Source organism: Peptoniphilus sp. oral taxon 836 str. F0141 (assembly GCF_000179335.1).
In the GTDB taxonomy this organism is placed as follows: domain Bacteria; phylum Bacillota; class Clostridia; order Tissierellales; family Peptoniphilaceae; genus Peptoniphilus_A; species Peptoniphilus_A lacrimalis.
This window is the reverse complement of record NZ_AEAA01000112.1, coordinates 1-20,098: the sequence shown is the minus strand read 5'-3', so window position 1 is coordinate 20,098 and position 20,098 is coordinate 1. Positions and strand designations below refer to the sequence as shown.

The window sequence follows — 20,098 nt, the reverse complement described above, 5'->3', positions numbered from 1 at the left end:
ATATATTTTTTTATAATTCTACTGATATATTTGTAAAAATTTTTAATTTTTTATTTTATAATGTATAATAACATTATAAATGGAGGTTATATAATGAAAATTAACAAAAAAATCGCAGCAGGTGCACTTACACTTGCAATGCTTTCAACTTCTATCTCTTCTGTTTTTGCTTTTAATTTACCAAAAGTAGATAAGGCAATAAACAATTCTCAAAAAATAGATGTTTTAAAGAAGGCAAATTTAATCCATGGCTATGCAGATGGAAGTTTAGGTCTTGACAAAAGCTTAACTAGATCAGAACTTACTACTCTTATAGTTTTTGCTATAGGTGAAGACAAAAAGGCTGAAAGTCTTAAAAATGAAGAAAGTCCATTCAAGGATGTCGATAAGAAATATTGGGCTAATGGTATCATTAAAGTTGGTGTTGAAGTAAAAAATGCCAAGGGTCTCAAATTAATTCACGGTTATCCAGATCAAACTTTCAAAGGCGAAAATAAAATAACTTATGCTGAACTTCTAACAATTCTTGATATTTTAAAATCAGACAAGATTGATGAAAAAGCTGCAAAAGATGCTTCTTGGCCAAAAGATTGGATTAAATGGGCTGAAGAACTTAAAATTATTGGAAAAGATAGCGGACTTGAAATAAAAGATTACAATAAGGAAGCTAACAGAAATGATGCTTTCGTTCTTTTATATAATACCTTAGCTTCAGAAATTTCTGAAAAGAAAGAAGATAAGAAAGAAGATAAATCAAACATTGAAGGCGTTAAAAAAGATGTTAAAGCTTATTTAGAAGCACTTGATAAAAATAATGTTCTTGTAACTTTAAATTCTGTTGCAGGAGATGATGGATTTGAAGGAAGAATTCCTAAAAAATCTAAGGCTTATGATGAACTTTCTTCTGCCATAGATAAGGCTAAAGCTCTTCTTGCAAAGAAAGAACTTACTAGCGATGAAGAAAAAGAATTAATAAATCTTCAACCAAAACTTCATGAAAAGAAGGATAAGTTAACAAAAGGTCTTGCAGAACTTGCTTCTAATTTTGTTGTTGATTGGCATGTAGTGGGAGATCGTGATTTTAAGGCAACACACGGTAAATCTTATACTGAACTTAAAGATAATCAAATTAAAATTGAATCTAAAGCTACTACCTTAGCTGAAGATAAAGTTAAAATCGGTCTTGCAGTTGTTAAATCAAATGATTACGAAAACGCAAAAGTTGATGCAGTTTCTGGTTCAACACCAAAATATGAAAAATCTAAACTTGATAAAAAATTCTATGATGTTACAAGAACTGCAACAGGATTTTTAATCACACTAAAAACTAATGAAGCAGGTTTTGATGAAGCTATGAAAGATGTTAAAATCATTAAACCTGTTGTTAAGGTTACTTTAGCTGAAACTACAGCAAAACGTGGTGACAAAGAAGTTAAAGCTGTAACTGAAATTGAAAATGGAGATTTAGTATTTGTAAAATAAGTATTAATTTCTTATATTGAGAACCCTAAGGGGTTCTCTTTTTTTATTTTGTAAAAACTTAAACTTTTAAATAAGCATTATTATAAAAATTTATATACACAAAAAAGGAATGGTCAAAAGTAACCATTCCTCTAAATTTATTAATTTTCTTATTCTTCTTCACTTGTAGCTTCGACCAAGTCCTTCTTTTCTATAATTTCTGAATTTTCCAAAATATTATATTTTTCTTTAACTTCATCTGAAACTCCGATTTGAACTTTAGAATTTTTTCTTGCTCCAGTACCTGCTGGTATAAGTTGACCTATAATTATATTTTCCTTAAGACCTTGTAGGGTATCTTCTTTTCCTTTAATTGCTGCATCTGTCAATACTCTTGTAGTTTCTTGGAAAGATGCTGCTGATAGGAATGAATCTGTAGCAAGAGATGCTTTAGTTATACCTAATAAATTAACTTGACCTTGTGCTGGTCTAAGCCCTTTTTCTTCCATTTCTTTGTTTACGGAAATAAATTCATTCTTTTCAACTAAAGAACCCGGTAATAAATCTGTATCGCCAGCATCATCTATCTTATATTTTGATAACATCTGTCTGACTACAATTTCTATATGCTTATCGTTGATATCTACACCTTGAAGTCTATATACTCTTTGAACTTCCCTAACTATATATTCTTCAACACCTTTAGCACCCTTAACTCTTAAAAGGTCTTGTGGATATACAGAACCTTGAGTTAATTCGTCACCTGCATCAACAAAATCTCCGGATTTAACTTTAAGCCTTGCACCATAAACAACATTATAGGCATCTTTAAGTCCATCAGTTGTAGTAATAATAATTTCTTTTTTCTTATTAGTTTCTTTTATTTCGACTTCCCCAGCATGTTCAGCAATCATTGCAAGACCTTTTGGTTTTCTTGCTTCAAAAAGTTCTTCAACTCTAGGAAGACCTTGAGTGATATCTGCTGCTTGAGCTACACCACCTGTATGGAATGTTCTCATTGTTAATTGAGTACCAGGTTCGCCTATTGATTGAGCTGCTATAACTCCAACTGCTTCTCCTATGCCAACCTCATTACCTGTAGCTAAGTTTCTTCCATAGCAGTGAGCACAAACGCCCTTCTTAGATTTACATACCAATACTGATCTTACCTTAACTTCAGTAATTCCTGCGTCTACAATTCTATCTGCATCTTCATCAGAAATTTCTGTATTTTCTTTTACAAGAACTTCGCCTGTATTTGGATCAATAATATCTTCAAAGGCATATCTTCCAGCTATTCTATCAGCAAGATTTTCAATGACTTCTTTTCCATCTTTGAAAGCACGGGCAACTATATATTGGTCAGTATGACAATCTTCTTCTTGAATTATTATTTGTTGAGAAACATCAACAAGTCTTCTTGTTAGATAACCTGAGTCGGCAGTTCTTAGTGCTGTATCTGCAAGACCTTTTCTAGATCCGTGGGCAGACATATAAAATTCCAACACACTAAGTCCTTCTCTAAAGTTTGATGTTATAGGTACTTCTATTGTCCTTCCTGACGGTGAAGCCATAAGACCACGCATACCTGCTAATTGTCTGATTTGGTTTTTAGAACCTCTGGCTCCTGAATCAGCCATAATATAAATATTATTTAATCTATCAAAGCCTTTCATAACATCATCTGTTAAGTCATCAGTAGCCTTATTCCAGATATCAATAACTTTTTCATATCTTTCATCATCAGATATAAGACCACGTCTATAGGCTTTTTCATATTTCTCTACTTCTTTTTGAGCTGCTTCCAAAATTTTAGGTTTAGATTCAGGAATTTGAACATCTCCCATTGATATTGAAATTGCTCCTATAGTAGAGTAATGATATCCATAAGATTTTATATTATCAAGAAGTTTTGCTGTTTCTATATTTCCATGTTTCTTGTAAGTTCTTTCAATTATTACTGCCAAAAGTTTTTTATCTATGACTTGGTCAACTTCAAGAGAATATTTATCTTCATCTCTGTTTACAAATCCCAAATCTTGTGGAATAAATTCATTTACAATAAATCTACCCACTGATGAGGCAACAATTTTTCCTCTCTTGTCATCTTCTCCTGCAAATCTTCTCACTTTTACATGAGCTTGTAGATGTAAGAATCCACAGTAATATGCCTTCATCATTTCATCATATGAGCAGAAAACTGATCCATCTCCCTTTAACTTTTCTTTTCTATCTAAAGTTAAATAATATGAACCTAAAATCATATCTTGAGTTGGAATGGCAATAGGTTTACCATCCTTTAAGCCCAAAATATTATTTGTAGATAACATCAAAAGTCTTGCTTCAGCTTGAGCTTCTGTTGATAGTGGAAGGTGGATAGCCATTTGGTCTCCATCAAAATCGGCATTGTAAGCAGTACATGATAATGGGTGAAGCTTGATCGCCTTTCCTTCAACAAGTACTGGTTCAAAAGCTTGAATACCAAGCCTGTGTAGTGTAGGGGCACGGTTTAACAATACTGGATGGTCTTTAATTACATCTTCAAGCACATCCCAAACATCATCCCTAACTCTTTCTACCATTCTTTTAGCAGATTTAATGTTGTGAGCTAAGCCTCTTTTTACAAGTTCTCTCATGACAAAAGGTTTGAAAAGTTCTAGTGCCATATTCTTAGGAACACCGCATTGATAGAATTTTAAATCAGGTCCTACAACAATTACACTACGTCCTGAATAGTCGACACGCTTACCTAAAAGATTTTGTCTAAATCTACCTTGTTTACCTTTAAGCATTTCTGATAAAGATTTTAATGGTCTGTTACCAGGACCTGTAACAGGTCTTCCTCGTCTACCATTATCTATTAGGGCATCAACAGCTTCTTGTAACATTCTCTTTTCATTTCTTACAATGATATCAGGAGCATTAATGTCCATTAATTTTTTTAGTCTGTTATTTCTATTGATAATTCTTCTATATAAATCATTTAAATCACTTGTAGCAAATCTGCCACCATCAAGTTGGACCATAGGTCTTAAATCTGGTGGAATTACAGGAATTGCATCAAGAACCATCCAAGTTGGATCATTTCCTGATTGGATAAAAGCATCAATAACTTCAAGCCTTCTTGTGATACGAATTTTCTTTTGACCAGTCGCATTTTCAAGTTCTTCAGTCAATTCATCATTTTCTTTTTGTAAATCAACCTTTGCTAAAAGCTCTTTTATGGCTTCTGCTCCCATTTTAGCAGTAAATTTATCGCCATATTCTCTTTTAAATTCTCTATATTCTACTTCGCTTAGCAGTTGTTTTTCATAAAGAGTAGTTTGTCCACTTTCTACCCTTGTAACAACATATGCCGCAAAGTATAAAACTTTTTCCAAAGCTCTTGGACTCATGTCAAGCACAAGACCCATACGTGATGGAATTCCTTTAAAATACCAAATATGGGAAACAGGAGCTGCAAGCTCAATATGACCCATTCTTTCACGTCTAACCTTGGCCTTTGTAACTTCTACTCCGCATTTTTCGCAGACTACACCCTTATATCTAACTCTTTTATATTTTCCACAGGCACATTCCCAGTCCTTTGTAGGTCCAAAAATCTTTTCGCAGAATAAACCTTCCTTTTCTGGTTTTAATGTCCTGTAATTAATTGTTTCAGGTTTTTTTACTTCTCCATAAGACCATTCTCTGATCTTTTCTGGTGAAGCTAAACCTATTTTAATAGAATGGAATAATTCGTGTTCGCTCAAAAGGATACTCCTTTCCCTTATTCATTTTCAATATCTTCGTAGTCTTTATCAGAATTTTCAAAATAATCTGAAGAATCTCCCAAGATAGATTCATCATCATTTTCAGAATCACTGTAGGAATCATCCCCATCATCATCGGTAAAACTTTCATCTAAAGCTTCTGCTTCTTCGCTTGAAATAGTCCTTATAGCAGAATTGTTATTGGAAGTATTTGTTTCTATAAGATTTCTAACATCTTCTTCATTATCTTCTTCAATAGCATCAATTCTTGAAAGATCATCTTCTTCAGCCTCTAAATCAACTGGGTTTCCATCATCATCTAAAACTTCTATTTCTAAGGCTAAAGATTGCAATTCTTTTATTAAAACCTTAAAAGATTCTGGAATGCTCGGTTGTGGAATATTTTCACCTTTAACTATAGCTTCATAAGTCTTTACACGTCCTACAATATCATCAGATTTTACAGTTAGCATTTCTTGTAAGGTGTAAGATGCACCATAAGCTTCAAGAGCCCAAACTTCCATTTCTCCAAATCTTTGTCCACCAAATTGTGCCTTTCCTCCTAGGGGTTGTTGAGTAACCAGTGAGTAAGGTCCTGTTGAACGAGCATGGATTTTTTCATCAACTAAATGGTGAAGTTTTAACATATACATATATCCAACAGTTACAGGATGGTCAAATTCTTCTCCAGTTCTTCCGTCACGAAGTTGTATTTTTCCATCATGAGGATATCCTGCTTTTTCAAGAGATTCAAAAATATCTGATTCATTAGCCCCATCAAAAACTGGTGTGGCTACGTGCCATCCAAGTTTTTTTGCAGCAAGACCCAAGTGAACTTCCAACACTTGTCCTAAGTTCATACGGCTAGGAACTCCTAGAGGATTTAATACAATTTGAATAGGCGTACCATCAGGCATATAAGGCATATCTTCTTTAGGAAGCACCCTTGATATAACCCCTTTGTTACCGTGACGACCACACATCTTATCTCCAACTTGGATTTTTCTTTTTGTAGCTACAAAAACTCTTACCATTTCATTGACGCCTGGTTGCAATTCATCGCCTTCAGACCTTTTGAAAGTTTTAACATCTACAACAATTCCATGTTCTCCATGAGGTAGTCTTAGTGATGTGTCACGTACTTCACGAGCCTTTTCACCGAATATAGACCTTAAAAGTCTTTCTTCAGCAGAAAGTTCTGTTTCTCCCTTCGGTGTTACCTTTCCAACTAAAATATCTCCAGGTTTAACCTCAGCCCCGATTCTTACTACTCCAAGTTCATCTAAGTCCTTAAGCATATCATCCCCAACATTAGGAATGTCACGAGTGATTTCTTCAGGTCCTAATTTTGTATCACGAGCTTCAGACTCATATTCTTCAATATGAAGAGAAGTTAAAGTATCATTAATAACTAATTCTTGATTAACCAAAACAGCATCTTCATAGTTGTAGCCTTCCCAGTTCATGAAAGCTATTAAAATATTTTTACCAAGTGCCATTTCTCCCATATCGGTAGATGGACCATCAGCAATTATTTCACCTTTCTTAACCTTTTGTCCTTCATTTACGATAGGTCTTTGGTTAATGGTTGTGCCTTGGTTGCCTCCTACAAACTTATGAAGTTTATAGGTATCAAGAACTTTATCTTTATCTCTACGAAGTTCTATGTGCGTTGCATCAACTTTTTCTATAACACCATCATCAGTTGAAACAATTACAACACCTGAGTCTTTAGCTGCCCTGTATTCAATACCTGTACCTACAATAGGTGCTTGTGTTGAAAGTAGCGGTACGGCTTGTCTTTGCATGTTGGCGCCCATTAGAGCTCTGTTAGCATCATCATTTTCAAGGAAAGGAATCATAGAAGTTCCGACAGCAACAATTTGTTGAGGAGAAACATCCATGTAGGTAACATCTTTTACATCAAATATATCTACAATGCCTTCATGACCTCTACAAGCAATTCTCTTTTCTAAGAATCTTCCATCTTCATCAAGTTTTTCATAGGATTGAGCAATAATTTGCTCATATTCTACATCAGCAGTTAAATATTCAATTTTATCTGTAACAACTCCATCTACAACTTTTCTGTAAGGAGTTTCTATAAATCCATATTCATTAATTCTGGCATAGGTTGTTAAAGAAGTGATTAATCCTATATTAGGTCCTTCTGGAGTTTCTATAGGGCACATTCTTCCATAGTGTGAGTTATGGACGTCACGCACTTCAAAACCAGCCCTGTCTCTACTCAACCCACCAGGTCCTAGTGCAGATAACCTTCTTTTGTGAGTTAATTCTGACAAGGGGTTGTTTTGGTCCATAAATTGTGAAAGTTGTGAAGAACCGAAAAATTCTTTAATGGCAGCCGTAACAGGTCTTATATTTATAAGAGATTGTGGTGTTGTAGCTTCAACATCCTGTACAGTCATTCTTTCACGAATAACACGTTCCATTCTGGAAATACCGATTCTGAATTGATTTTGAAGAAGTTCACCAACTGATCTAATTCTTCTATTTCCTAGATGGTCAATGTCATCTGTATAGCCAACTCCATCCATAAGATTAAATTCATAATTTATAGCAGCGACAATATCATCTACTACTATATGTTTTGGACTTAATTCGTTGTGTCTTTTCTTTAATTCTTCTTTTAACGCTTCTTCATCTGAGCCAAATTCTTCATAGATTGATTGGAATAAAGGAAAATAAATTTTTTCCCTAAAACCTAACTCTTCTAATGTAAAGTTAAGCCCAAAGGATGAAGGTATACAGAAATTATTTCCAATTACAATAACTTCTCTTGATTCAGATTCATCAAAAGGATTTAAAACCTTCAAAAGAATTCTGTTTATACCTGCATTCTCAATCTCAAAAGCTTTTGCTCTATCTAAAGTTTCTCCTTTTTCTGCAATTATTTCTCCAGTAAGAGGATTAACTGCATCTTCAGCTAGTATATTATTTTCAATTCTAGCTTCTATTCCTAATTTTTTATTAAACTTATATCTACCAACTCTTGCAAGATCATATCTTCTGTCATCAAAAAACATATTTTCAAATAATGATTTTGCACTGTCAAGGGTTGGCGGTTCGCCAGGTCTTAGTTTTTTATAAATTTCAAGTAAAGCTTCTGTTTTATTTGAAGTTGTATCTTTTTCAAAAGTTTTTGTTAAAGCTTCACTTTCCCCTAAGATATCTGTAATTTCACGATTGCTTTCAACGCCTATTGCACGAGCAAGAATTGTTATAGGTATTTTTCTTGTTCTATCAATACGAACGTTGATAACACCTGCTGCATCAGTTTCAAATTCAAGCCATGCTCCACGATTGGGTATAAGAGTTGAAGAATAAAGTTTCTTACCTGTCTTATCCCTTTCTTCCTTAAAATAAGCCCCTGGGCTTCTAACAAGTTGTGATACTACAACACGTTCAGCTCCGTTTATAACAAAGGTTCCTGTTGGAGTCATTAAGGGTAAATCACCCATAAAAACTTCTTGTTCCTTTACTTCGCCTGTTTCGGTGTTAATCAGCCTGACTTTTACTTTAAGAGGTGCGCAATAATTGGTATCTCTTTGTTTTGATTCATCAATATCATATTTAATATCATCTGAAATATAATAATCAACGAACTCTAAAATTAATTTACCTGAGTAATCTTCAATAGGAGAGACATCATCGAAAACTTCCTTAAGCCCTTCTTTAATGAACCAGTCAAAAGAAGAAGTCTGCACGTCAAGGAGGTTTGGTAAACTCATTACCTCTTCTACTCGAGAAAAACTCATTCTCTCACGTTTCCCATATTTCACAGGATGTACCATTTTTTCACCCTAGCCTTTCATGGTTTATTAGAAAATTAGAGGACACTATTCCACTCTAATTATTATTATGCAAATAATAATTTTAACATATCATTACCATATATTCAATATGCTTTTAGTAAATAATTTTCGGGAATAAATTTCTAAAAAAGCTTCTAAAAAAAAGATGAAAAGTATAGAAAATATCTAAACTTTTCACCTTTTTAATTATTTTTTTAATATTTCAAGAGCTTTTTGCAGTTGTGTATCAGTATCAAGAAAATCTACTCCTATACCCTTAATACCTTCCGGCTCTTTAACTTTTATATCGGGTTCGATACCAAGTTTATGGATACTTTTCCCACTTGGAGTAAAGTATGCTGCTGTCGTTAATTTCAAGCCACTTCCTTTCGCTAATGGAAATACAGTTTGAACAATTCCTTTTCCATAGGATTTTTCTCCAACAATAGTGGCTCTTTTATAATCTCTTATAGCTCCTGCTACAATTTCAGATGCTGATGCAGAGCCTCCATTTTGTAAGACAACCATTTTTGTATCTACATAATTTTTATCTGATTTATATTCTTCAATAATCTTATTTTGATTATCTTTTAAGGTAACTATAACTCCTTCAGGAAGAATTTTATCACATATACCAACTGCTGCATCTACAACTCCACCAGGATTACCTCTTAAATCAAGAATTATACCCGACTTGTTTTTTTTCACTAAATCATCAAGGGCTTTGCTAAACTCTTTATCTGTATCTTCATCGAAAACAGTTATCCCTATATAACCAATTTCTCCTAATTCTTTTTCTATAACAGATGCTATTTTAACTTGATCTCTTTTTACACTAATTTCTTGAGGTTTTTTACTTCCACTTTTTAAAACTAAGAGTTTAACTAAAGAATCTTTTTCTCCCCTGATGGCTTTTGAAGCTTCAGTAATATTATCACCTGTGTAGTCCTTACCATTTATTTGCAGTATTTTATCCCCTGAATTTAGACCAGCCTTCTCAGCTGGTGAACCTTTTATTGGCGAGATTACTGTTATTAGACCATCTTCACCAGGTGCTATATAAACTCCAATGCCGAAAAATTTACCTGTAGTTTCTTCTGTTAAGGCATCCATCTCTTCAGGCGATAAATACTCTGAATATGGGTCTTTAAGAGAAGCTACAGCTCCTTTTAATTCTCCAATTTCAAAATTTTTCTCATCAACTTTAAAAAGATAGTGTTTTTTTATGAAATTTTCCAACTGAACTATATTGTTAAATTTATCAGTCGTCCCTAAAAATAAACCGTGTAAGGTTACAAATCTTGTTGCAATATTTGTCAAAATTAATATTGCAAGAAAAATGATTATTCGTTTTGTTTTTTTCATTATATATATCCTAAGGGGTTAACAGGTTGTCCGTTAACTCTTACTTCAAAGTGCAGGTGAGGCCCTGTTGAAAGACCAGTCGAACCTATAAATGATACAACATCTCCTGCTTTTACCTTTTGTCCTACACTTACATTTACTCTTGAATTATGTGCATAAACTGTAACTATGTCCCCATGATCAACCATTACAACATTGCCATATCCTGACATTTGTCTTGCCATAATTACTGTTCCTGATGCTGCTGCAACAACTGGAGTTCCAGCCGGTCCAGGAATATCTACACCTGAGTGAAATCTATAAATCTTTAAAATTGGATGAAATCTTTGACCAAAAGGAGAAGAAATTCTTGTATGTCCAGGTACTGGCCAATTTAGTTTGCCTGCTGCTCTTGGGCTTGGGGCAATATTCATACCTTGTCCTGACTTAGCCATTTTTTTTGCATTTTCTTTTTGAATTTCTTTTTTGATTTGTTCTTGTAACTTGACAATTTCAGAATCAAGATTATCCCATTGAGCCTGAGCTTTGTTATATTCCTCTCTATATAAGTCAATATTTTCTTGTAGCTTACTTATATATTGATTTTTAGCTTCAATAGCTGTTTGATAATTACTTCTTTCAATCACTAGAGAAGTCTTTTTTGCATTAACAACATTTCTGTCATTTGTTAATTTTTCTTTAGCCATTTTAATAGTTTTAATTTGTTGGCTTATATAATTAATTAAATCCCTGTCTGCCTGTGCAATTCTAGATATATTCTTGTTATTTTTTAATAAATCCTCAATAGATTTAGAATTCATTATAACTTCCAAATATCTTATATTGCCCCTTTTATACATTTCTCTTATTCTAACTCTGAAAAGGTCAATATTATCATCTAAATTTTTTTGAGCTTCATTTAATTTTTTTTGATTTTTTTCTATTTCAATATTTAATTTGTCAATATCTTTTTGTAAACTTGTAATTTGAGTAGTTGTGTTGTTAATTTTAGAATCAAGCTTATCAATTTCTTTTTCCACATCTGTGACTTGACCTTGAGTATTCTTGATCTTCTCCTTTTTCAATTGCATTTGAGATTTAACTTTTTCTTTTTCCTTTTTCTTTTGTTCTTGTTGCTTTTTCAACTGAGCACTATCCGCAAAAACAGAAGTAAAAAGTATAAGTACTAAAAAAATTACAAATTTTCTTTTATTTTTAAACATTAAACCACCTAAACATTTAAGAATCTCTTTGTAGAAAATAAAGAACCTAAATAACCGATACCTATTCCTATACATAGATATACAATGAATAGGTCATTCTTAACAAGTTCCACACCCACAAGATCTATATTAGTAATCTTAAAAAGTTCCATATTTATTCTTTCAAATAAATATGAATAAAAATTCACTGTTAAAAATGTTGCTATTAAAGCTCCAAAAACACCAAAGAGTATTCCCTCTATAAGAAAAGGTCCTCTTATATAAGAATTAGTTGCTCCTATATATCTCATTATAGAAATTTCATTTTCTCTATTTGCAATGGCTATTTTAATAGTATTATGCATAATTAGTACAGAAACCAAAAACAATATGGCTACAATTGCAATTCCTACATACTTAAGACCATTCTCAAATCTCATCATTTTACTTATAAAATCATATTGATATTCAACATCTTCAACTATAGGTAAATCTTTATATTTGTTTTTTACATCTAAACCTTGAGAAAGTTCTTTCATTTCTACTGTGATAGAAGCTGGAAGTGGATTGCCACCAGGCATATCTTCAAAAACAGAAACATCTTCGCCAAAACCTTCTTTAAATTCTTCTAAGGCATCTTCTCTTGATATATAATCAATTTTTTTAACTCTTGCATCTTCTGTCAGTTCTTTAATAAAATTATTCACATCAACAGCAGGTGCATCATCTTTAAGATAAAAAACAAGCTTATCGAGTTTTTCTCCTGTCTGATAAACCATGGCATTAAGATTTAAAACTAGAAGCAAAACAACACCTAATAAGGTCAACATAGCCGCTATAGAAATAGTTGAAGTAAATGCCATTGTCTTATTACGCCATAAACTTTTAAATGCCTCTTTGCATACATTAATCAGTTGTCGTACAAGTCTCACAATAGTATCCACCCTTCTCTATATTTCCAACAATATTACCATCTTTTAATGTAACAACATGCTTTTTCATCTCATTAACTATATTAACTGCATGAGATGCCATAATTACTGTTGTTCCTTGATCGTTAATATTAGCTAAAGCTTTCATTATATCCCAAGCTGTATTTTCGTCTAAATTTCCAGTAGGTTCATCACATACTAAAATAGGAGCATTATTTACTATTGCTCTAGCAATAGCAACTCTTTGGCTTTCTCCTCCTGATAGCTCATCAAGATGAGCTTTTTTCTTATCCGATAAACTGACAAGGTCAAGAGCTCTTCCAACATTTCTATTTATTTCCCTACGACTCGCTCCAATAATTTCAAGGGCATAGGCAACATTTTCAAAGACAGTTTTTTTAGGTAAAAGTCTAAAATCTTGAAAAACCACTGAAATATTTCTCCTAAGTCTAGGCACTTGATATTCAGATATTTTACTTAAATCTATATCATCAATTAAAATTCTTCCACGACTTACTTTCTCTTCTCTAATAAGTAATTTAATCAAGGTAGATTTTCCAGCCCCCGATGGACCTACAAAAAATACAAAATCTCCTTTTGGTATTTTTAAATTAATATTTGAAAGAGCACGAGTTCCATTATCGTATTCTTTATATACATTATCAAATTTAATCATAATAATCCTTTCTACATTTCTCTATAGATTATATTACAAAATGTTTACAATTTACAGAGGAAATTTATAAATGTATAAAATTCTATATATAAAAAACCGACTAAAAAGCCGGTTTAATTATTTATCAATTTTGCCAAAATCTTTAAATGGATAAATTCTATTTTTTGTTGCTCCAATTAATGCTTTTTCCTTTATGGGGCCAAAATTTCTGCAATCATAGGAACCAGGTCTGTTATCTCCCATTAGGAAATATTCATCCTTTCCAAGTTTCCAGGTGTTTTCATCATAGGAATCTGTATATACACCCTCTTGTAAATAATTTTCATCTAATTCTTTGCCATTAACATAAACCTTACCCGCCTCAATATGAACTTCATCTCCAGGTTCACCAATAAGTCTTTTTATCAGATTTTTATTGTCTTCAGGACTCTTAAATATAACAATTTGTCCTCTTTTATAATTATGGGTCCAATCGACTATTCTATCTACAAGCACAAGATCCTTAGGATAAAGAGTAGGAAACATAGATGTTTGATTTACTACAGCTAAGTTAAAAACAAAATTTCTTATTATTAAAGCTATCACTACAGCAGAAATTACAACTTTTAAATCATCCATAAGACTTGATTTTTTCTTTTCTTCTTTATTAACTTCATTCATTCATATCACCTTAAACATTATAATCCTAATAAATAATATAGTAAATGTTCTATTTTACTTTGCTTTATTTTTATCCAATATGATAGATTCCAATTCACCAGAATCTTTATCTAATTGATTCAGGTCACTCTGTGTTATATTGTAGTGGTTACTATTAGTTTGACTGTTAGTATTTTTTGCATTGGAATTTCTATTAATATTATTATTTACATTATTATCAACTTTATTGTTATTTATTAAGGAATTATTGTTAGCTTTAGTTATAGAATTTTCATTAGTCTTTTTAGGATTCTTATCTACTAGAACTATTTCTTTATCATTAGCATTGTAGCTTACTTCCATACCTAAAATTTCTGCAACAAACCTTATGGGTACAAAGGTTCTATCACCCTTAATAATAGCAGGCGTATCTACTGTGATTGATTTTTCTCCTACATTAATTTTCTTAGAATCAACTTTAAAATAAATGTCATTATTTATATCATTTGTTCTTACAAAAACTGATTTCTCTTCACCGTTCCAATCAACTTGATAGCCCAAAGCTTCTACAATAAATCTTAGAGGCACCATTGTCCTTGAATTTTTTATAAAAGGTGCTGTATCCATTTGTGCTTTTTGACCATTAATTTTATAAGTCTTCTTGCCTATATTCATAGTAACAGTCTTTGCATTTGCATCAAGGAAATTAAGCTCAGCTTTTTTATCATTGATACTAGCGATAAGTTTTGGATTTGTACCTAATTTATTTATTGTTACTGTTGAAGAATTAACATCAAGCTTTCCATCAACATCAAGAAGTTGGAATTTGAAAACTCTTGGCGAAAGTTTTATATCTTTTCCATCAACTTTAGCTTCTATAGTGAAATTAATTTTATCCCCTGGCTTAACATTTCTTGAATCGCTAATAATTTCAAGAGATTCAAAAGCTTTAGAATCTTTAATATTTATTTCTTTACTAATATTTTCTCCCTTATTAGTAGTTAAAGATAAATTGAATTTTCCAGGAACCATAGCAAGATAAGAAGTGCCATTTAAGATATTTTGACCATTTGAATTTTCACTTAATTTATAGGTTCTATCAGAAATATCAATAGGATTTAAAAACTTATCCCAGGCTGATTTTAAAGAAAAATCAGTTGATTGACCTATAACTAAATCAGTATTTCCTTTTAATTTTCCGTCTATAATTTGTCCAGTATTTTTTGTAGTATTAAAAACTCCAATACCGTTAACTACTTTTCTTTCAGCCTTATTTCCTTCAGGATTTATAACTCTTGTTCTATTCAAATCACCGAGATTTCTCACAACCATAGCTGTTGAGCCACCACCGTCTAAATTTAAAGCCCTTTGGCAACCCAAATTAACCATAAAATTAGAAAGTTCATTTAAACTCATTCCGCTTGATCTTTTTGTTCTTCCTTCACAAGAAACAATATATACGCTCTTGCCTCCATCGGCTATTCCTATACAAGTTCTAGCTCTAGTGCCTCCAATAGAATTTATATCTTTTTTATAGGGTCTTGTTTTGGAATTATCAACCAAAAGAGAATGACCACCTATTAGCATTTTCCAAGATTTCTGAGGATAAATATCATAAGTAATCTTTAATTTATCTCCAATTTTTATATTATTTTTTACAAAAGTTGCACTAGCTCCACTAACTTGTAAAATCTTATAACCACTTGGAATTTTTAAGTCTAAATTCTTGTCATAAATAATTTTTTCAACGACATTATCTTGATTCAATAGAACCTCTCCAGCAGTTTTATCACCACGAGATTTTGAAGTCCAAAAATCTGTATACATTTGAATCTTAGATTCGTGAGAGTATTCCTTAGAAGGTTGATACCAATATAAATTCTTATTTAATCCGTCAATATTATAAGTTGTTCCATTGGGTGCTGTAACTTTTCCACCAAAATTTGTATCTAAAATATAGGCAGTATTTGTTGAATCAATCCCAAAAGAATATATATCTGTTAAAACACCAGGAGATGATTTTATGTCACCATCAATAATTGAAGGTCCAAGAGGAACCCCTTGAAGAGCCATACTAAAAAAATCACCATTACAAAGTCCAACTGCATTAGTTCTATTTGCCATTTGAGAAACACTTGCCTTCTCAGTATAAGAACCATTTCCAGCAACAGTATTTAACTTAATATAAGGATTATTTAAATCACACTTTAAAACATTTAAGATTGCATTTCCCTTACTTGTTTTAACTGTGTATTGAAAGTTCACAACTCCTGGAGCTATTTCCTCCTGAGAATTAAGTTTATTTTCAGCAAATATAAAATTAGTAATAATTATGGAAAAAACCATAAAAAATATAATAAGTCTTTTTTTCATTTATTTATTCCTCCGCTTACTATTATAGAGTAAATAAGTTAAATAAATTAGAATTTATTAATTTGTAATAAAATCGTAATTATCTAATTGATACATCTTGCAAAAAACGCATCCTTATCCTTAATTAAATTTAAAAATTCTGATCTTTTAATCTTCTTTGTAAAAATAATTTTTTGACCCTTATATATTTCTTCCCTTTCAACAAGATCTTCAGGAAAATCACCGCTAATCCTTAAGTAATATTGCCCCTCAAAATTATCATTATAATTGACAAGGTCATTTCCACCATAAACTCTTATATCATTTTTCTTTATAACATCAATTATATCTTGAAGAACAGCAGAGGCAGTAGGTAAAGAGCCAGCACCAGGACCTTTTAAAGTTATCTTTTCAAAATAATCCCCATAAATTTCCACCATATTATAAGCTCCCTCAAGCCTTGCTAAATCTTCATCTTTTTTGAATAAACAAGGTTCAATTATACATACATAATTATCGCCTAATTTTTGTCCAAGGCAAACCTCTTTAACCCTATAATTACCAGAAAGATATTCAACATCTATTTTATTAATCTTATCAAGTCCAAAAACTTCAATATCATCTTCAGTAATTTTACCCTTACAAATAATTGACATAAGAATCCTAAGCTTTCTTCTCATATCAAATCCCTTAACATCATCAGTAGGGTCGTGTTCAGCAAAACCTTTATCTTGAGCTTCCTTTAAAACCTCATCATAATCTTTATTATTCTCAAACATATTGTATAAAATATAATTGCTAGTTCCATTGAGAATACCATAAATTTTATTAATATTATTAAAAATAGATAAAGATTTTACCTCTCTTACAATTGGAATTGTTCCACCAACTGAGGCTTCGTATAAAAATAACCTACCCTTATCTTGAGAAATTTCCATTAATTCTTCAAAATATTTACTTACTACAGCTTTATTTGAACTTACAACATCCTTACCATTTTCTAAAGCTTTCTTAATGTAAAGATAAGAATTTTCTACATCCCCTGTCATTTCAACAACAATATCTATATCCTTATCTAAATAGATATCATTATAATCATTAGTTAAAAGATTTTTGTCTATATCCTTATATTTAGATAAATTTCTGACCAAAATCTTAGAAATTTCAATATTTATATCAAGAGAATTTAAAAGTTCCTTTTTTTCCTTTAAAATATTATATAGTCCTCTGCCGACAGTCCCAAATCCTAATAATGCAATTTTTGTCATCTTATCCTCCTCAATCTATTTAAAAAAATTTTATATTAGAAAAAAATTAAAGTCAAGGTCAGAAAACTAATTAAGTAATTAGAGTTGACACTAAAAAATAGCCTTGGTATTATTAATAAAAGGAGGAAAAACTATGAGTTTTAATTTAGCGATTTTTGGAGCGACAGGCTTAGTTGGAGAAACAATGCGCTCCATATTAGAAGAAAGAAATTTACCTATAGATAATATTTATTTCTTTGCATCTGAAAGGTCAGCAGGCAAAAAAATAAAATTTTTAGATAAAGAATACGAAATAATAGAATTAAGTGAAGAAAATCTAAAAAAAGAAAAAATTGATTATGCACTTGGAGCCCTAGATTCAAGCTTGGCAAAAAAATTTTTACCCGTAGCTGCAAAACTTGGGATAAAAATAATAGATAACTCAAGCGCATATAGGATGGATGAAGATAAACCACTTGTAGTCCCAGAAATAAATCCACAAGATGCCCAATATGAAGGCAACATAATCCCATCACCAAACTGCTCAACAATACAATCAGTAGTAGCCCTATACCCAATATACAAAAAATACGGTATAAAAAGAATTGTATATACAACATATCAAGCAGTTTCAGGCTCAGGAAAAAACGGACTAGAAGACTTGGAAAGAGGAATGAAAGGTCAAGAAAACATATTTTATCCCTATCCAATTATAGGAAATGTCTTACCGCACATTGATGACTTCTTAGAAAATGGCTATAGCAAAGAAGAAATGAAAATGATAAATGAAACAAAAAAAATCTTCCATGACAACTCAATTAAAATAACAGCAACTACAGCAAGAGTACCTGTAAAAACATCTCACATGGTTGCAATAAACGTTGAAACAAAAGAAGATTTTGACATAAAAGATATTTTCGAATTATACAAAAATGCTGATGGAATTGTCTTATATGATGACCTCAAAAATTTAAAATACCCTATGCCAATAATAGCTGCTGGAAAAGACCCTGTATATGTAGGCAGAATAAGAAGAGATATTTCAGTTGAACATGGTTTAGACCTAATATGTGTGGCTGATAATATGAGAAAAGGTGCAGCTTTAAATACAATTCAAATACTAGAAAGCTTGATAAAATAAAAAAAACTTAGCTTTATAATATCTGTAGAATTTTTGAAAACAGATATTGTAAAGCTATTTTTGATTATAAAACCAAATTACAAATAATTCATGATAGTAGTATAAATCCAAAATACAATAATTAAACTTACGAATTAATTAACTAAAAAAAAGTGAATTTAATATATATACATGAAAAAAATGGACCTATCAAAACATAAGAAATATAATAAAATCAAAAAATTTAAACATAAAAATGGTGACCCATGCGCGATTCGAACGCGCGACACCTTGATTAAAAGTCAAGTGCTCTGCCGACTGAGCTAATGGGTCACAAAAAATTATAATACATATAAAATAAATCTACATCCAAAAAAATCGGATACCTAACACCACTAAAATATAAATAAATATTCCATATTTATTAAAATATCTTCAAAAAAAATCAGATAGAATAAAGCTACCTGATTTTATATTTGGCGGAGAAGGTGGGATTCGAACCCACGTGGGCTTGCACCCTAACGGTTTTCAAGACCGCCCCGTTATGACCGCTTCGGTACCTCTCCAAAAATGGTGACCCATGCGCGATTCGAACGCGCGACACCTTGATTAAAAGTCAAGTGCTCTGCCGACTGAGCTAATGGGTCATGTAATGGCTGGGGTGGCAGGACTCGAACCTACGCATGCCAGAGTCAAAGTCTGGTGCCTTACCGACTTGGCTACACCCCAAAATATATTATATATTCTGGCGCACCTAGGAGGATTCGAACCCCCGGCACACGGATTAGAAGTCCGTTGCTCTATCCTACTGAGCTATAGGTGCATATATGGAGCGGGTGAAGGGAATCGGACCCTCGCAACCAGCTTGGAAGGCTGGGGCTCTACCACTGAGCTACACCCGCAAATATAAAATTATGGTGGAGGAGAGTGGATTTGAACCACTGAAAGCTAAGCTAACGGATTTACAGTCCGTCCCCTTTGGCCAACTCGGGAACTCCTCCAAGTTGTAATGGAGCTGGTGAGAGGACTTGAACCCCCAACCTACTGATTACAAGTCAGTTGCTCTACCAATTGAGCTACACCAGCATGGCGACCCGGATCGGGCTCGAACCGACGACCTCCAGCGTGACAGGCTGGCATTCTAACCAGCTGAACTACCGGGCCACACATAGTTTTATTTAGCACTTAGTGATTATTTAATAACCACTAAGTGTTTTTGGTGGACACAATAGGGCTCGAACCTATGACCCCCTGCTTGTAAGGCAGATGCTCTCCCAACTGAGCTATGCGTCCTTAATATGGTGACCCTGCCGAGAATCGAACTCGGGATACCACCGTGAAAGGGTGGTGTCTTAACCGCTTGACCACAGGGCCATATTCTTAGTAAAAACTACAAATAATAATACACTAAGTTAAATGGTAGCGGCGAAGAGATTTGAACTCCTGACACTGCGGGTATGAACCACATGCTCTAGCCAACTGAGCTACGCCGCCTAATAATAGAAGAGTAGCTTCATAAGATTTACAAAAACTTATCTTACTAAACTACAGATTTTTT

At 32.4% G+C, this 20,098-nt stretch carries 11 protein-coding genes and 12 tRNA genes; 2 read left to right on the top strand and 21 right to left on the bottom strand.

The window, feature by feature from the left end; genetic code table 11:
• The first annotated feature begins 93 nt into the window (after nucleotides 1-93).
• On the top strand, nucleotides 94-1,482 hold the full coding sequence (locus HMPREF9131_RS05920) for an S-layer homology domain-containing protein (protein ID WP_009345934.1): 1,389 nt from the start codon (nucleotides 94-96) through the stop codon (nucleotides 1,480-1,482).
• Between the two features lie 149 nt (nucleotides 1,483-1,631).
• On the opposite strand, the gene rpoC is transcribed toward HMPREF9131_RS05920, so the two are convergent.
• From rpoC to HMPREF9131_RS05875, 9 genes are all read right to left on the bottom strand, one after another.
• Complete coding sequence (rpoC, locus tag HMPREF9131_RS05915; RefSeq protein WP_009345936.1) at nucleotides 1,632-5,213, bottom strand: DNA-directed RNA polymerase subunit beta'; 3,582 nt, start codon at nucleotides 5,211-5,213, stop codon at nucleotides 1,632-1,634.
• A gap of 17 nt (nucleotides 5,214-5,230) precedes the next feature.
• The gene (locus HMPREF9131_RS05910; protein WP_004824935.1) at nucleotides 5,231-9,028 is read right to left on the bottom strand and encodes a DNA-directed RNA polymerase subunit beta; all 3,798 of its coding nucleotides are present in this window, start codon (nucleotides 9,026-9,028) and stop codon (nucleotides 5,231-5,233) included.
• A 207-nt stretch (nucleotides 9,029-9,235) separates the two neighbouring features.
• Nucleotides 9,236-10,393, bottom strand: a complete 1,158-nt coding sequence (locus HMPREF9131_RS05905) for a S41 family peptidase (protein ID WP_009345937.1) — start codon at nucleotides 10,391-10,393, stop codon at nucleotides 9,236-9,238.
• The gene (locus HMPREF9131_RS05900; RefSeq protein ID WP_009345938.1) at nucleotides 10,393-11,595 is read right to left on the bottom strand and encodes a murein hydrolase activator EnvC; all 1,203 of its coding nucleotides are present in this window, start codon (nucleotides 11,593-11,595) and stop codon (nucleotides 10,393-10,395) included. Before HMPREF9131_RS05900 ends, HMPREF9131_RS05905 begins: the two co-directional genes overlap by 1 nt.
• Nucleotides 11,596-11,603: 8 nt before the next feature.
• Entirely contained in the window at nucleotides 11,604-12,506 is a 903-nt protein-coding gene (ftsX, locus tag HMPREF9131_RS05895) for a permease-like cell division protein FtsX (RefSeq protein WP_009345941.1), read from the bottom strand.
• Nucleotides 12,481-13,182: a cell division ATP-binding protein FtsE gene (gene ftsE, locus HMPREF9131_RS05890; RefSeq protein WP_009345935.1), complete on the bottom strand. Its 702-nt coding sequence runs from the start codon at nucleotides 13,180-13,182 to the stop codon at nucleotides 12,481-12,483. The genes ftsX and ftsE overlap by 26 nt, the downstream gene beginning before the upstream one ends.
• A gap of 117 nt (nucleotides 13,183-13,299) precedes the next feature.
• Nucleotides 13,300-13,842, bottom strand: a complete 543-nt coding sequence (lepB, locus tag HMPREF9131_RS05885; protein WP_009345932.1) for a signal peptidase I — start codon at nucleotides 13,840-13,842, stop codon at nucleotides 13,300-13,302.
• A gap of 54 nt (nucleotides 13,843-13,896) precedes the next feature.
• Nucleotides 13,897-16,194 (bottom strand): stalk domain-containing protein, encoded by a 2,298-nt coding sequence (locus HMPREF9131_RS05880; RefSeq protein ID WP_009345940.1) that lies wholly within the window; start codon nucleotides 16,192-16,194, stop codon nucleotides 13,897-13,899.
• 83 nt (nucleotides 16,195-16,277) lie between these two features.
• Nucleotides 16,278-17,441 carry a homoserine dehydrogenase gene (locus tag HMPREF9131_RS05875; protein ID WP_009345933.1) on the bottom strand — a complete coding sequence of 388 codons (1,164 nt, stop codon included), beginning with the start codon at nucleotides 17,439-17,441 and terminating at the stop codon, nucleotides 16,278-16,280.
• A gap of 133 nt (nucleotides 17,442-17,574) precedes the next feature.
• Between HMPREF9131_RS05875 and HMPREF9131_RS05870 the strand changes: the two genes are divergently transcribed.
• Nucleotides 17,575-18,561 carry an aspartate-semialdehyde dehydrogenase gene (locus HMPREF9131_RS05870; RefSeq protein ID WP_009345939.1) on the top strand — a complete coding sequence of 329 codons (987 nt, stop codon included), beginning with the start codon at nucleotides 17,575-17,577 and terminating at the stop codon, nucleotides 18,559-18,561.
• 236 nt (nucleotides 18,562-18,797) lie between these two features.
• Here HMPREF9131_RS05870 and HMPREF9131_RS05865 read toward each other — a convergent pair.
• From HMPREF9131_RS05865 to HMPREF9131_RS05810, 12 genes are all read right to left on the bottom strand, one after another.
• Nucleotides 18,798-18,873, bottom strand: a tRNA-Lys gene (locus HMPREF9131_RS05865).
• Between the two features lie 144 nt (nucleotides 18,874-19,017).
• Nucleotides 19,018-19,106: transfer RNA gene (locus HMPREF9131_RS05860), tRNA-Ser, on the bottom strand.
• 5 nt (nucleotides 19,107-19,111) lie between these two features.
• Nucleotides 19,112-19,187, bottom strand: a tRNA-Lys gene (locus tag HMPREF9131_RS05855).
• 6 nt (nucleotides 19,188-19,193) lie between these two features.
• A tRNA-Gln gene (locus tag HMPREF9131_RS05850) sits at nucleotides 19,194-19,269 on the bottom strand.
• Nucleotides 19,270-19,286: 17 nt separating this feature from the next.
• Nucleotides 19,287-19,363 (bottom strand) — tRNA-Arg (locus tag HMPREF9131_RS05845).
• 5 nt (nucleotides 19,364-19,368) lie between these two features.
• A tRNA-Gly gene (locus HMPREF9131_RS05840) sits at nucleotides 19,369-19,442 on the bottom strand.
• A 13-nt stretch (nucleotides 19,443-19,455) separates the two neighbouring features.
• Nucleotides 19,456-19,541, bottom strand: a tRNA-Tyr gene (locus HMPREF9131_RS05835).
• A gap of 9 nt (nucleotides 19,542-19,550) precedes the next feature.
• Nucleotides 19,551-19,626, bottom strand: a tRNA-Thr gene (locus HMPREF9131_RS05830).
• Nucleotide 19,627: 1 nt separating this feature from the next.
• A tRNA-Asp gene (locus HMPREF9131_RS05825) sits at nucleotides 19,628-19,704 on the bottom strand.
• Nucleotides 19,705-19,757: 53 nt separating this feature from the next.
• Nucleotides 19,758-19,833 (bottom strand) — tRNA-Val (locus HMPREF9131_RS05820).
• Nucleotides 19,834-19,839: 6 nt separating this feature from the next.
• A tRNA-Glu gene (locus HMPREF9131_RS05815) sits at nucleotides 19,840-19,914 on the bottom strand.
• Between the two features lie 43 nt (nucleotides 19,915-19,957).
• Nucleotides 19,958-20,034, bottom strand: a tRNA-Met gene (locus HMPREF9131_RS05810).
• Between the last annotated feature and the right edge of the window lie 64 nt (nucleotides 20,035-20,098).